The sequence below is a fragment of the Pseudomonas sp. SJZ078 genome (genome assembly GCF_007828255.1).
In the GTDB taxonomy this organism is placed as follows: Bacteria; Pseudomonadota; Gammaproteobacteria; order Pseudomonadales; family Pseudomonadaceae; genus Aquipseudomonas.
In genome coordinates this window covers 1-14225 of sequence record NZ_VIUG01000059.1, presented here as the reverse complement: position 1 = coordinate 14225, position 14225 = coordinate 1, and the positions used below count along the sequence as shown (strand labels likewise).

Annotated in this window: 8 protein-coding genes and 2 pseudogenes; 8 read left to right on the top strand and 2 right to left on the bottom strand. The window is 54.4% G+C overall.

Annotated elements, in window-relative coordinates:
* Nucleotides 1–282 precede the first annotated feature (282 nt).
* Nucleotides 283–1164, top strand: a complete 882-nt coding sequence (locus FBY02_RS27390) for a hypothetical protein (RefSeq protein WP_144931581.1) — start codon at nucleotides 283–285, stop codon at nucleotides 1162–1164.
* An 814-nt stretch (nucleotides 1165–1978) separates the two neighbouring features.
* Nucleotides 1979–3082, top strand: a complete 1104-nt coding sequence (locus FBY02_RS27385) for a TniQ family protein (protein WP_144931579.1) — start codon at nucleotides 1979–1981, stop codon at nucleotides 3080–3082.
* A gap of 85 nt (nucleotides 3083–3167) precedes the next feature.
* Here FBY02_RS27385 and FBY02_RS27380 read toward each other — a convergent pair whose 3' ends face one another.
* Complete coding sequence (locus FBY02_RS27380) at nucleotides 3168–3533, bottom strand: XRE family transcriptional regulator (RefSeq protein ID WP_144931578.1); 366 nt, start codon at nucleotides 3531–3533, stop codon at nucleotides 3168–3170.
* Nucleotides 3534–3812: 279 nt separating this feature from the next.
* Between FBY02_RS27380 and FBY02_RS27375 the strand changes: the two are divergent.
* Nucleotides 3813–4143: pseudogene (locus tag FBY02_RS27375) on the top strand (SDR family NAD(P)-dependent oxidoreductase); the annotation flags it as partial.
* A 125-nt stretch (nucleotides 4144–4268) separates the two neighbouring features.
* On the opposite strand, the gene FBY02_RS27370 reads toward FBY02_RS27375, so the two are convergent.
* Entirely contained in the window at nucleotides 4269–5237 is a 969-nt protein-coding gene (locus FBY02_RS27370; RefSeq protein ID WP_124388881.1) for an AraC family transcriptional regulator, read from the bottom strand.
* Nucleotides 5238–6089: 852 nt separating this feature from the next.
* Here FBY02_RS27370 and FBY02_RS27365 point away from each other — a divergent pair.
* From FBY02_RS27365 to FBY02_RS28930, 5 genes and pseudogenes are all read left to right on the top strand, one after another.
* Complete coding sequence (locus FBY02_RS27365) at nucleotides 6090–8444, top strand: N,N-dimethylformamidase beta subunit family domain-containing protein (protein WP_144931576.1); 2355 nt, start codon at nucleotides 6090–6092, stop codon at nucleotides 8442–8444.
* Nucleotides 8445–8837: 393 nt separating this feature from the next.
* Nucleotides 8838–10178, top strand: coding sequence for an APC family permease (locus FBY02_RS27360; protein WP_110625310.1), 1341 nt, complete (start codon nucleotides 8838–8840; stop codon nucleotides 10176–10178).
* Nucleotides 10179–10343: 165 nt separating this feature from the next.
* Nucleotides 10344–11768 (top strand): gamma-aminobutyraldehyde dehydrogenase, encoded by a 1425-nt coding sequence (locus FBY02_RS27355; protein WP_144931574.1) that lies wholly within the window; start codon nucleotides 10344–10346, stop codon nucleotides 11766–11768.
* Nucleotides 11769–11920: 152 nt separating this feature from the next.
* A pseudogene (locus FBY02_RS28935) lies at nucleotides 11921–13189 on the top strand (HAMP domain-containing protein); the annotation flags it as partial.
* Nucleotides 13190–13291: 102 nt separating this feature from the next.
* Nucleotides 13292–14047 carry a methyl-accepting chemotaxis protein gene (locus FBY02_RS28930; RefSeq protein ID WP_371921443.1) on the top strand — a complete coding sequence of 252 codons (756 nt, stop codon included), beginning with the start codon at nucleotides 13292–13294 and terminating at the stop codon, nucleotides 14045–14047.
* Nucleotides 14048–14225: the final 178 nt, after the last annotated feature.

The window sequence follows — 14225 nt, the reverse complement described above, 5'->3', positions numbered from 1 at the left end:
GCTGCCAACACAGCGTGCCAGTGAGATTGATCAACTGCTACCGCATCAGTGGGTGCCGGCCTGAGTCACGCAAGGTGACTTCGGCAGACGCTTACAGATAAGCTTCAGGTTGTAATGGAATCAGGAGCGTGGCTGGTTCTGAGCAAATGCCAAGGCCATATCTACGATGCCGAAAGAGGCTCTCGGCCTCGCCCACGGCCTGAGTCGCAAACATCACGACATAGTATTCGGGATTTCAGCCTTGAAGAGATACAGAGTATTCACGAGGAAATTTTAGAGTCGATGAGCCATAGCGTACCAAGAAGCAGATGGTACTCGGATCTTATAGCTACAACGCCAAGCCAAGATGGCTTGTTCGCTAAGTTGTTGATCAATGCGGCTCTTAATCGCTTTATTTTGGAGAATTGGGCGTTTGAGCATCGAACCCAGGCTGTAGCCGATGTCCATCGTGATTTTCTGTCTGAGCTGGAGCAAACCGTTCCTCAGGGCTTGCTCGGTATCCTTGATGACTACCGACTGAATGGCGAGATCTGTCACGGGGCGCTTGCCAAGTATGTGCTCAAGGGCTCTATGTCAAAGCGCACCAACGCTTTGACCGATAGTGTCATGAAAGCACTCAATGCGCAGGTCGAGGCTGTGCTCGCGAGCGCGAGCAACGCAGAGTACGGAGCCGAAGCCGAGGTTAACCACGCCATTCTGCGCTCTCACGAATTATCGCGAGCTATGATTTGGCTCGCCCTCGCGTGGATCTATCTCAACGACAGGAGGCTACCCGATGACAACCCGAATCTCCATGTAACTGGGTTTCGCCCTATATCTCGCCGTGCGAGAGCTACAGAGATAGGTCAAAACATGGTTTCGCTAAGGCGCGTTCTGTCGACGTTGATGCTGGGCCACCATTATGACTATCCATCTGCAGCGCGGAGCATTCTGCATGCTCGGTGGGTAATCAATGTACGGCGCATTCTAATTCGCACCCTGCTGAATAACTTCAAGCAAGCCGCATTGTCTAAGTGGGACAGTGTACTCATGAGCCAGTGTTCAGAGGACCAAGTCGCGCAGTTGCTAGAAAGGTGCGGCTTGCCTCCAAGGCCATGCTTGCAACTTCAGGGCATTGTGGGGGGGCCTGGCCACTCATCTCAAGCTTCGTGTGAGTCGTCGTAGCGATCTACAGGTGTGTGAATTGCATTCTGGTTTTCGAGGTGTCACACAGCTATCTCGGTTCAGGCTGCGTGTACAGGTGGCGGGGAGCAGCAACTATTTTTGGGCCGATAGTTGTCCAGCGGTGGAGGCGCTTCCGGCCAGAAGCGGACAACGTAAGTGCCGCTCCAGAGCGGATTCTTAATCACTCTATAATTGACTATAAAAGCCTATAAAGCTCATTCTAGAGCCTCCGCTATACCTATGAGGCTTCATCCCGAAGCCCACCCATCGCAGAAAATGCTTGCCCATAAATGACAAGGCGGCCTCTAAGAGACCGCCTCAAACCAAGTTTCATCACCGATATACGTACCCGGGAGAGGAAGCTCTTGGGCAGCGAACCAAGAGTAGCACTGACCAAAGCCTCACTGCGAAGGTAACGTTGCTTGGTGACTGACCGATCGGCCGTTTACAGCTCGTCACTAATACCTGATAAGCGAGTTGCGCTATAGCTATCTTCAGGACGCTACGACGCCGAAGGTGGCTTGTGTCAATCTATATTCCTTGCGAAACATGGCCGCATACGATGTGGCATCGGTGTTGTGTCAAACTATGTTTCGGAGATGAACACTTGAGGCTGTCATTTTCTTCAGTGTTCACAAGGGTGTTTGTGTCAAACTATATTCCGCGCCAACAAGGACCTGATCCTACGAAATAAAGTCTGTCGGAATTAAATAAAGTCTGTCGCTAGCGCCTGTGCCCCACGGGTTCGGTAGCTAGCGACGCTTTCCTCCGCTCCTCCCTACTCTGGGCGAAGCTCAACGTTTGAAAGCCCAAAATGATCCTAGCGATTCAGCCAGAGGAGACTGTGCGTTCCTTTGTGGAGCGGACTCTTTTTATTAAAGGAAAACGTTCTTCCGAGGACGTATTTCGGACGTTTCCAAATAGTCCCTCACGGGCAGATATTTTGACACTTGCCGAATTGCTGGGATGGTCTGGCTGTTACGGCTTGAACAAAATTCTGCACACGCATACTAACTATCCTTTCACGGCAGTTTTTAAAAATACTCAAGATGTCTCTTACTCAAGGAACGAATATATAAGCTATTCACGTTGCTATGAGTCAATTAGAAAACCTTCAGGTTTTTGTCCGGTTTGTGTTGCAGAAGATATTGAACGCTTAGGATTTTCTTTCTGGCGGCGTGCTCACTGTTGTGAGCTTAAAGTCTGTGCGGAGCACAATGTAGAGCTAGTCAAACGCTGCCCGGCTTGTGACAAACAGTTCTCCCATGGAGGTCATAGTCTGGGGGTGATGTGGAAGACCTGTGAGGGACGACATCTAAAAGATAGCCCTGTGACGCTGAACACAGACCCATTTGAGTTGAAGAAAGCGCAGATTTTTCAGGAGATTCTGTCATTCACCCATCACCTTTCGGAGGAGGCGGTTCTCGCGGTCTTAAATGAAAAAATCCATCAAGACGGAGTATTTGAGCAAAAAATCTGGAATTTTTTATCCGACAGGAATATTGGAGATAATATTGAAAGGCGGCTTGGAGTTGTCAAAAAATCTAGGTCTAAAAACAGGCTCCCTCTTGATGAACCCACTGATTTTATAATTAAAGCGATAGTCGAAACCTATGAAAGTTTTGCTGACTTCGTCTCTGATGTGAAAGCTTACGGGGACGAAATTCGGCCGATCGAGTCTCTGTGGTCGACTTATATCGCAGGCCAACAGGAATCAACACATTTCGTTGAAGAGAACTATGAATTTGGTGTGGGATATTGGAGTTGCCCTTTCCCCGCTAAAGAAGTTTGGGGGATGTGGGATTGGCGGCCGGTGTATTATCCCTGCTGTAATTTTGAGCGACCAAAGAAAAAAGGTCCTCAACCCCAACCTCAACGCGTTAAGAATGCACCGCCGGGTATCTACAGGCGGCAATAGGTTTACGAGATCAGCCACGTTGATTTTGGCAAGATGCACGACTCACTATCATCAAAAAGTCAGAGATGGACTGCACGCTTTTTCATCACCAATCGCGGTTTTTGTGCTTGCTGGAGTGAACAACTTCCGCCCTGGCTTCCTCGGAGGTAAAACGAGAGCCGGAGGCGCGCTGTCGCTTTTTGCCTTCCATGCGCATGATTTGAAGCGGACTGGGCCGCACCTCCTCCAACAACGAACTCAGGCGCTCCAACTCGCCGAGGGCGCGCAAAACGGCGATCAGATTGATCAAGGTGCCTTTGCCTTGATTTAGCATCAGGTGCAGGGTCTGCCGGCTGATCGCCGCGTTCTCCGCTACGGTCTCAAGGCTGATGTTCCTCTTCAACCGCAGCGTTTGAAGATGTGCTCCTACTGTGGCGGCGAGCACTTGATCCGATTGAATGTTGAGTCGCATAGCATCTAATTTCCTAGACATTAACTGGCCAAAATGCATTTTACGTCAGGAATTCTAGACATAATAGGAAAGAACATTTATCTACTTGCCGCCTATGTTGAATCCCCAGATCACTGCGACATGAATGAACTGCATTGTGATGATCATCGGCTAGGCCATGCGAGGCTTTACATGGAAAGTGAATGAAGGCTTCTGTACGTTTTCTGCCCGTCGCGAGAGGCAGAAAACGACCCACTATAGATAGTCCGTCCCACCTTCAACGATACTGGTAAAGGCGTCGAACTGGTGAAATGGTCTGAATCGCTATGGGGGCAAATCGATGTGCTCGTGAACAACGCGGGTATGGCGATTAAGGGGTGAGGCCGAGGTGTTCTCCGACGTAGCCAATACGAGCGTCGATGTCTGGAACAACTCTATTGCTTGTAATCTGACCACTGCATTTTTGCTGACCCGAGCAGTGTTGCCGGGGATGCAGAATCGTCGTTATGGACGCATCGTCCATATCAGCTCTACGACCGGCACCCGCGTCAGCAACCTGGGTGAGGCAGCCTATGCGGCGCCAAAAGCCGGGCTCGTGGGGATGAACATGAGCTTGGCGCTGGAAGCCGCGCACATGTGCTGACGCAGTTCATTGCCTCACCCTAATGCGACGAAACATAGAGGGCATGGCGCAGAAGGCGCCAAAAAAGACACTTTACGATGAGTGCCATCCATTTGATGGGAGATAGCGTGGAACTAATGGCTTTTTTCGTCTCGAGGTGAGTACCCAAAAGCTTCCTTGAACCGGACGGAAAAAAGCGCCTGGCTGGAAAAACCACAGTTGTAGGCCACTTCCGCAATGGTCGTGGGCCGAGCCTTGTGCAGCGCATTCTCGCGCAGAAGCTTTTGAGCGTGCCTGAGCCGAGCAAGACGAAGTTCTCGCCCGAACGTCGTATCGTGAGCCTGGAAAACCTTGTGGACATAGCGGATGGAAACGCGGTGAGCTTGAGCTGCTCGCTCAGGTGCAAGATCCGGGTCGTGAAAGTTTGCCGCGATATACGCCATGACACGGTGAAAGAAGTGATCGATGACCGTTCGTGAATCCCCCGCTGCATCGGTCTCCGGTACATCCATCATCAAGAAAGCCAATTCCAGCAATCCTCTCTCCAAGCTTCTGACATGCTCGGGGGAAAGGCAGGAGGCGTTTTCCAATGCTTGCAACGCGAATTGCGTTAGCAGTGGCACGAAACGCGAATTGGCGACGTCGACGCGGCCACAACGCGCATCAATTTTCGGACACATCGCCCTGAATTGGTCGGCCGGTATTTTTACTGTGACGTTTCTCGTGCCGTTGGGGATATCCAGCTGATAGGTTTCTGCGGAATTGAAGACAGAGACCTGGCCTGGCGCAACGTCTCCAAATCGACCCAGGTGAGTGAACTGCTCAGTTTGCATGGTCGGCATGACTAGCGCGAAAAAATCCGAATCATCGCGTCCGGCATGTACTTTGCGGCGCACAGCCCGTTGCGCATCAGCGGCAAAGCGAGTAATTCCGACCGCGCCGATCTGGGTGGATTCAATGACTCCGCAGAACGATGCCGGGTTGTAGGCCGCCACATCTATCGGGTAGTAGACATCGCTCATGAAATCCTGCCAGGCAGCAAGACGTCTTTGTGGATGAACCTCGCCCGTCGAGAACCGGGTTATCAAATGTAACGAATCCACACGCCCTCCTGAAAAAATCACTGCCTTAGAAGCTCAAGCAAGCCCTATGCCATGACTTCCAGGCAAGCCTAGTCAGCCTAGTCAGCCATCGGAAGCGCCGTGTCATATTTCGATAATAACCGGTGGATGCATAAGTCCAGTTAAAGCGGACCAATGGTGCGGAAGCAAAGGTATGCCATGAGCCGTTGCTCTGTAGGTGAGCCGGTTGCGCGCAAAGACCAGACTCGTGCACCCACTCTGCGCACCGTGCACGCTGACGAAAATCTTGGTTCTCTCATGCGATAGATCGCGGGGCGCGGTCCATCGGACGATATCGCTACCGGTACAGGGGGGTCAGCGTATCTCCTCCGGACCAGCGCTCCGCAACGCGGCCAGGCGCATTTTTGGATATCTGCGCAATCGACTGACAAGCAAGAGAAAAGTATGAACACAACAATAACTACCGCACTGAGGGAATGACCATGCGTACCTCCTCAGATCGCGAAGCTGAATTGGCCGCTTTGTTCCAGGCTCGGTTTTTTGAACGCCTGCGTGACGACTGCGACTCTGGCGTGATCGGCGCCTACGAACGGTCTCCGCTCGGGCCACATGATGACAAGACTCGAAGGGTCGTGCGTGGGCTAGGCGGGGCGTCTATAGCCGGCAAGGCGATTGTCATTTCGCTGGGTATCGACGGGCCATGGGGCGTCGGGAACATTGTGATTGGAGAGCCAGGCAACTTCGTTCGAAGTCCAGGCATTTTCCTGACTTACGACGACGCATTGCGTCACGTTTTTTCGCTTCGATGCCGAGCCCTTTTCGCTGCCGAGTCGCGCGAAACGGATTCTCAGTCGCATAACGGATGAAATGAGAATGAACCAGGTCAGTCAGCAAATTTTCGGCTATAGCGACGGATTCTCTGTGTCGCCGGGTGAAAGTCTTTCTTTCAAGGTAAGTTGCGAAGGGGTCGCGCGATATGACGCCTCGCTTGTGAAGCTTCGACACGGGTTTACGGGGGAGTCGGGCCCCGGTTTCCTTGAGACGCCTGTTGAGTCGTCGTTCGAAGGAAGCTACGAGGGTATCCAGCATGTGTGCCAGCCGGGCTCTTATGTGGAAATCACTGACACGCAAGGACTTCTGCGATCCCCTAACGGTTTGGTTATTGAAGCCCATGTCTATCCGACACTGCCGCAAGGCACACGCTCGGGCAACTTCGGGGCCTACCACGTAACGCAGAACTCATTTGAGAGTGATTCGAGTCTACAGGCCATTTTGGGAAACTGGTCCGTGGCAAGTTGTTCTGGCTACGCCCTTGTACTGGAGGAAGGGCGGCCAACGTTTATATGGGTGGCAGATGGTGAGACAAAGAAAGTTTCATTGGCAACGCCACTTATTGCACACCAGTGGTATCGCGTCATAGTCAGTGTCAAATCGGATGCCGGGACGGTCTGCCTGGAGCAGACACCAATCGACAACATCATGAACCGTCTCTCAGCGAGTGCCAGTGCCTTGCGCGCAGAATCACGTACTGTCCCGTTCGGCGCGAGACTGACTGAAAGCCAAGCCCCCTTCAGGTTCGGCACGAGACTGACTGAAAGCCAACCCCCCTTCAGGATCGGGGCGCTGGCCTGTCAGCAAGACGGTCGATGGCTGGCGAATGCCGCCTACAACGGAAAAATCGGTGGAGTCCGCATTCTGCGTCCCTCTCTCGGCGATGCGGCTGTTTCCGAGCTGGCCGCCTGGCACTTTGGCAAGAGCCTTCGTGACGATGGCCTGTTACTCAGCGATGTTGTAGACGTGTCCGGAAACGGTTTGCATGGACGCTGCTTCAACGCGCCGACACGGGGAGTGGCGGGCCATAGGTTTAAGGGGTTGAGCGACGACTTTCGGCGGGCACCTGACGAGTTTGATGCGATCCATTTTCACGACGATGACATCACCGACGCCCAGTGGCCAACGGCGTTCAAGATTCAGGTCCCGGACGATCTCGCGAGTGGTGTATACGCCGCGAAACTGAGCAGTGCAGGCGTTGAACAATACATCCCGTTTTTCGTCAGGCCGGGACGTCAGAAACGCGAAGTGGCGGTGCTTTTCTCTACGGCGACTTATCTGGCGTACGCCAACGACCGAATAGCCTTTGAAGCCAATGGCGCGGAAATCATCGTCAGTCGGACACCGATCATTGATCGTCAAGATCTGACGCTTCAAGACCATCCTGAATTCGGTCGTTCCTGTTATGAAATCCATAACGATGGCTCTGGCGTCGTCTTCGGCAGCACTCGGCGCCCCATCCTGACGCTCAACCCCAAACACCGCGCCTGGTTCCAGGCAGAGGGCGTATGGGGGCTTCCTGCTGATCTCTGCATCGCTCATTGGCTCGACACAATCGGTTGTGAATTCGACGCGCTGACGGATGAAGACCTCGATCGCGAAGGCGTCGACCTGCTCAAGGACTACAAGGTTCTAATCACGGGCAGTCATCCAGAATATGTGACACGCAACGAACTCAACGCGATCGAGGCTTTCACCGGGAACGGCGGACGCTTGATGTACTTGGGCGGAAACGGTTTTTTCGCAACTGTTTCATTTGATCCGGAAGAGCGGCATGTCATGGAGTTGCGCAGGTCAGATGCGGGTACACGCCCCCACGAGTCGCCGTTTGGCGATCGCCGCCACCAGACCTCCGGTGAAATGGCCGGCTTATGGCGCAACAAGGGTAAGGCGCCGCAGCGACTGCTAGGCGTGGGGTTCGCCGCGCAAGGCTTCGACCGCTGCACGTATTACGAACGCCTCACCGACAGCTACGACCCACTCGCCGCATTTGCGTTTGAAGGGATTGGCAGTGACGAGCGCATTGGCGACTTTGGAATCATGGGCGGTGGTGCCGCCGGCGCGGAGATCGACCGGTACGATCCGTCATTAGGGGCCCCACCGGGTGCGCTTGTCCTGGCGACTTCCGGGCCATTGTCGGATGCCTATCTTCTCGCCGCCGAGGACGTCTACGAATCAATCCCTGGCATTGGCGGGACCGAGCAGTCTCGCGTTCGCGCGGACATCGTTCTGTGTCCATTGCCAGGAGGGGGCGGCGTGTTCTCAGTGGGATCAATTGCCTACACCGGTTCACTTTCCCACAACCGTTACGACAACAATGTCGCGCGACTCACCGGCAATGTGCTCAAGCGGTTCCTGCACCCTGAAGCGCTGGACGTCATCATCGATTGCAATTGACCGTCCATTCAGATGCATGAGTGCGGAGCCCGGCCGATGCTTGGCTTCGGGGAGCGGACCATGCTGCGGTGCATACATTGATCGGACCCAAGGGGCAGCCACGCCCGGTTGCTCTTTGGGCGCGACAAGTTCATGGCAATAAAGGCGCCGTGCACTCACACGAAAAGCGCGGTTCGCTGGTTCGATAGTCGACAGTAAGAGGGGCTCCTAAACTGAATTCATCGAACGTCAAAAGACCCATCTTGGTGTTTGAGTGAATAGGTCCTTTCCAGTCCCGATGTGCAAATAACAAAAGCGGTACGCGGTTCCACAGCAAATGCTGGCGACACGCGGCAACCGTACCTAAATAATGTCCGGGTGAAAATCCGGGCCAATCGTCAAGGGGCAACAAAAATGAGCGATACCTTGGTCGTACCCAGTGATAATGGTCAACTCAGCAAGAAACTTTCGCTGACGGACGTCCTTGTCTACGGGTTGCTTTACTTCGTTCCGATTGCTCCTGTCTCTGTCTTTGGAGCGATTCATAACACGTCCAATGGACTGACCGCGCTGACCTATACGCTGGCCGCCATCGCGATGGTGTTCAGTGCGATCAGCTACAGTGAAATGGCGAAACGAATTCCTCTTTCGGGATCGGTCTATTCCTATGTGACAAAGGGCACCAATGCCACATTCGGCTTTATGGCGGGATGGGCCATCTTGCTGGACTATCTGTTGCTTCCCGCGTTGCTGGCGGTTCTAGGTGCAGCGGCCTTGCAACCTTTGTTTCCCGGCATCGACAAGGTGGTTTGGTTAGGGATTTTCGTCGCTGTGCCCATGATCGTTAATCTGTTCGGTATCACCGTTAATGTGAATGTGGGAAAGGTGCTGCTGGTCATCCAGCTGGTTGTCCTCTCGATTTTCGTCGTGTTTGCGGTTGGCCTTATCGCCGGAGGAACGGTTTCCAAGGAGCAACTGTTAGCGCCTTTCTATAACCCGTCGCAATTCAGTATGTCCGCCGTGTTTGGCGCCGTACCAATCGCCGCTCTGAGCTTTATCGGTTTTGATGCTGTTTCGACGCTGAACGAGGAGGCCGAGGGGGGCGGTAAAACCGTATCGCGGGCGACGATGTTGTTGCTGGTGATCGTGACCGTGCTGTTCGTTGCGCAAGTCTACCTGGCGTCTGTGTTCGTTCCCCTGGGGTCGAAATATCAGGACGGCGCCGTTGATGTTGCCTTTTACACGGTCAGCACCCAAGTGGTGGGGACGTGGTTCCTGCCGGTCATCACGTTGACGAATGCACTGATAGCTTTGCTGGCTAATGCACTTATCTCCCAGGCCACCACGACAAAAGTCATCTACTGCATGGCACGCGATAAAAAGCTGCCTCGTGTGCTCGCCAAACTTAATAAAAATGAAGCACCAACGACCGCGTTATACCTGGTCGCTGCGCTCTCGCTGGTGATTGCCATTGTCGGCAAAGACCAGATTGAAACCATCGTAACGATGGTCACGTTCGGCGCATTGTGTGCCTATGTGATGTTGCATGCTTCTGTCATCGCTTTTTTCAGGGGTAAGACTGATCGCTCTTTCTTCAGACATCTCGTTTCCCCTGTACTGGGTGCGGCCGTCCTCTGCTACGCACTGTTCAGCGCGAACTCGAACGCCCAACTCGTCGGTGTCGCATGGCTCGTACTCGGTGGCATCGTCGCGTGGATTCTGAAAGGCAAGAACTCGTTGGACATACCCGTATAGAGCCCCTCTGTGACTTTAAGGCTGCATGAAAAACCATGTGGCCGATACGCAAACCTGTCGTGACTCCCCAACTGGACGGCTGACTTAGTCAGCAACTTATTGTCCGTTAAATCTAAATTCTTTCTGAGTGCAGGCATCTGGCGCCTGCACTCATTGGAGACGCCTATGCACATTAAAATGCTCATCAACGGCGAATTGGTCGCAGGCGAAGGCGAGCGACTCGCGGTAATGAACCCTTCTCTGGGGACCGCACTAGTGGACATTGCTGAGGCTACGCCCGCGCAGGTTGATTGCGCAGTGCAAGCCGCTGACGCCGCCTTCGAAAGCTGGTCCCAGACCACGCCAAAGGATCGCTCGCTGTTGTTGCTCAAACTGGCTGACCTCATCGATAGCCATGCCGTAGAACTGGCCCGGCTGGAATCGAATAATTGTGGCAAGCCTTACGCGGCCGTCTTGGGCGACGAACTGCCTGGAGTGTCCGATGTGTTTCGTTTCTTCGCGGGTGCGAGTAGGTGTTTGCAAGGCTCTGCGGCGGGCGAGTATTTGCTAGGCCATACTTCGATGATTCGGCGCGATCCCGTGGGTGTCATCGCCTCGATCGCGCCTTGGAACTATCCACTGATGATGGCCGCGTGGAAGCTGGCTCCCGCCTTGGCGGCCGGCAATACCGTTGTCCTCAAACCTTCCGAACAGACACCGCTGACGGCGCTTAAGTTAGCCTCGTTAATGGTCACGGTTTTCCCTGCTGGCGTGGTCAATGTTGTGTTCGGACGAGGGCCCAATGTAGGCAAGCCGCTCACTACCCACGAGAAAGTGCGGATGGTCTCACTGACGGGGTCAGTGGCCACCGGCAGTCATATCATCGCCGGCACCGCTGACACCGTTAAGCGTATGCATATGGAATTGGGAGGCAAAGCCCCCGTCATCATTTTCGACGACGCAGACATCGATGCGGCTGTAGAGGGCATACGTAGTTTCGGTTTCTATAACGCCGGCCAGGATTGCACCGCAGCCTGCCGGATCTATGCGCAAAAAGGCATTTACGCTCGCCTCGTTGAAAAGCTCGGCATCGCCGTATCCAGTATCAAGTTTGGTCTTCAGGATGATCCTGAGACTGAGCTGGGGCCTCTGATCACCCAACAGCACTTGGACCGTGTTGTCGGCTTCGTGGATCGAGCACGGTTACTGCCACACATAGAAGTCGTGACGGGCGGGAAACGCGTGGAAGGTCCCGGTTACTTCTTCGAACCCACGGTACTTGCCGGCGCGCGACAAGACGACGAAGTGGTGCGCCGGGAGATTTTCGGCCCGGTGGTTTCCGTGACCGAATTTGAAGACGAGGCGCAGGCACTGTCTTGGGCAAACGACTCTGATTATGGCCTGGCATCATCGGTGTGGACCTCAGACGTAGGGCGAGCTCACCGTCTTGCGGCGCGCCTGCAGTATGGCTGCACTTGGGTCAATACCCATTTCATGCTGATGAGCGAGATGCCACACGGTGGTGTAAAGCAATCCGGCTACGGCAAAGACATGTCGATGTACGGATTGGAGGATTACACCGTGATTCGCCACGTGATGGTCAAGCACTGACCGAACAGTGGCGCCGACTCTGCGGCCACACGAATGCTGAAACGCACAAGCGCGCAGTCTTGCTTTTGCAGGCTGCGCGTAGTGCCAACGCCGAGTAGGTGGAAGCACTTATCTGACTGACAAAACATATTGTTCATCCATGAGGCAGTCCCATGTCTATTCGCTTGAAGATCGTGCTTTTATCCGGGCTCTGCCTGCTCGGGGTAATGGGCCTGATCGTCGGCATGAATCTTTATCAAAGCAATCTGAACAAGCAGATGATCAGTCAATCCAGCAGCCAGATGCTGACCGGCAGTGGCGAGAACCTGCTACTGGCAAAAGCTGCTGAGCAGGCTGCGAATTTACAGAAGACCTTCGGTACCGGCCTGACCGTCATCACTGCTCTGGCCGACGAGGCGAACGATTTGCGCAATATGGCAAACCATCGTGGACTAACAGCCGCAGCACTGCGGGAAGAACTCAATCAAAGCATCAAGACCACATTCGAGCGCAATCCCGGAGTGCTGGGTGTATGGCTGGTCTATGAACGTAATGCCTTAGATGGAAAGGACGCCGAGTTCGCCCATGATACGGCCCGTGCGTCGAATGAGTCGGGGCGCTTCGCCAGTGCCTGGAACCGTGGCACCGGTCAGGTGATGAGTCTGCAGATCAACGAGAGCGACCTTGGCAGCACGGCGCTCAGCATCAGTGGTGCTCCCTATAACAGCTGGTACACATGCCCTCGGGACAGCAAGCGACCTTGTCTTATGGCTCCTTTCGCAGACATCGTCGACGGTAAGCGAATATTGATGACGACCATCTCCCTGCCTTTGATCGTCGGCGACAAGGTCATAGGTGTAGTGGGCCTGGACATCGCGCTGGACTCACTGCAGGCAGCTGCCAGTGCCGCGCAGAGCAGCTTGTTTAATGGCTCGGGTCGTATGCTGATTCTCTCCGACACGGGCATACTCGCCGCCTTCAGCTTCGACGCCACCCAGGTTGGCGCAAATATGGGGAAAGCGCTTGGCGCGGAGGGTAAACAAATCATTGCGTCGCTGGACGGTGATACGCCGAAGATCCTTCACCAAGGGGGGCTGATCCGGGCGGTCTATCCGGTCAAACCGATTGCTGATGCAAAAGCCTGGGGCGTGGCCATCGACGTACCGCACCAAGTATTGCTGGCCGATGCGGATAAACTTCAAAGGGTGTTCGATAAAGCCCAATCCAGCGGCACCCTCCAAGCCCTGTTGATGGCCACTGGGGCTTGCCTGCTGGGGTGCTTACTGATCTGGATGTCCGCCTCAAGCGTGACCCAGCCGATCACTTGCGTAGCAGGTATGCTCAAGGCAATTGCCAGCGGCGATGGCGACCTGACCCAACGTTTGCAATACAGCAAGAAAGACGAGTTGGGCGAACTGGTCAACTGGTTCAACCGCTTTCTCGACAAGTTGCAACCAACCATCACCCGGATAAAGCAAAACACCCTCGATGCCCGCGGCACCGCCGATCAGTCTTCGTTAATTGCTAGGCAGACCAGCGAAAGCATGCAGGTTCAGTTTCGTGAGATCGATCAGGTGGCCACGGCTTCAAACGAAATGAGCGCGACCGCCCATGATGTTGCCAACAGCGCGTCAAATGCCGCTCAGGCTGCCCGCGCGGCCGACCAATCGGCCAGGGACGGAGTCGGCATAATTGAGCGCAGTACCCGTGATATTGGCATCCTAGCCGAGGACGTCAGCAAGGCAGTGGCCGAAGTCGAAGCGCTGGCGGTCGATAGCGAACAGATCGGCACGGTCCTGGAAGTCATCCGCAGCATTGCTGAACAGACCAATCTGCTTGCCCTCAACGCGGCTATCGAAGCCGCCCGTGCGGGCGAAAGCGGGCGTGGTTTCGCGGTGGTCGCCGACGAAGTGCGCAACTTGGCGAGACGAACCCAGGATTCCGTTGAGGAAATCCGCCAGGTCATCGAGCGCATCCAGAACGGTACTCGCGGTGTCGTGGTGGCGATGCACGTGAGCCAAACCAAGGCTCACAGTAATGTAGGACAAGTCCAAAAGGCACTTCAGGCGCTGGGCAAGATCAGTGACGCGGTCACGGTCATCAGCGACATGAATCTGCAGATCGCCAGCGCGGCGGAAGAGCAGAGTGCAGTCGCCGAAGAGGTCAATCGCAATATCTCGGCAATTCGCAGTGTGACCGAAACCCTGACCGAGCAAGCCACCGAATCGGCGCAGGTTGCCAGCGAGCTACATAGCCTGACCACTCAACAGATGAAATTGATGGAACAGTTCAGGGTGTAGCTCCACCCTAAGGCACCCTTTGCGTTTGATAAGCCGTCTCGCAGCCATATAGTGTTGTTGCCGCTGACCGAAAACTGACCCAGTGGGGATGCGGACAAAAACTTGGACTGGTTATGCCGCGAAGCCCAGGCTCTCACGATACTCAACGGGACTGAGAGCGCCGAGGGAAATCTTTATA

Bases quoted from the DNA above. Each gene is read 5' to 3' on its own strand.
- FBY02_RS27390 (WP_144931581.1), top strand. From the start codon at position 283: ATGAGCCATAGCGTACCAAGAAGCAGATGGTACTCGGATCTTATAGCT.
- FBY02_RS27385 (WP_144931579.1), top strand. From the start codon at position 1,979: ATGATCCTAGCGATTCAGCCAGAGGAGACTGTGCGTTCCTTTGTGGAG.
- FBY02_RS27380 (WP_144931578.1), bottom strand. From the start codon at position 3,533: ATGCGACTCAACATTCAATCGGATCAAGTGCTCGCCGCCACAGTAGGA.
- FBY02_RS27365 (WP_144931576.1), top strand. From the start codon at position 6,090: ATGAACCAGGTCAGTCAGCAAATTTTCGGCTATAGCGACGGATTCTCT.
- FBY02_RS27360 (WP_110625310.1), top strand. From the start codon at position 8,838: ATGAGCGATACCTTGGTCGTACCCAGTGATAATGGTCAACTCAGCAAG.
- FBY02_RS27355 (WP_144931574.1), top strand. From the start codon at position 10,344: ATGCACATTAAAATGCTCATCAACGGCGAATTGGTCGCAGGCGAAGGC.
- FBY02_RS28930 (WP_371921443.1), top strand. From the start codon at position 13,292: ATGCAGGTTCAGTTTCGTGAGATCGATCAGGTGGCCACGGCTTCAAAC.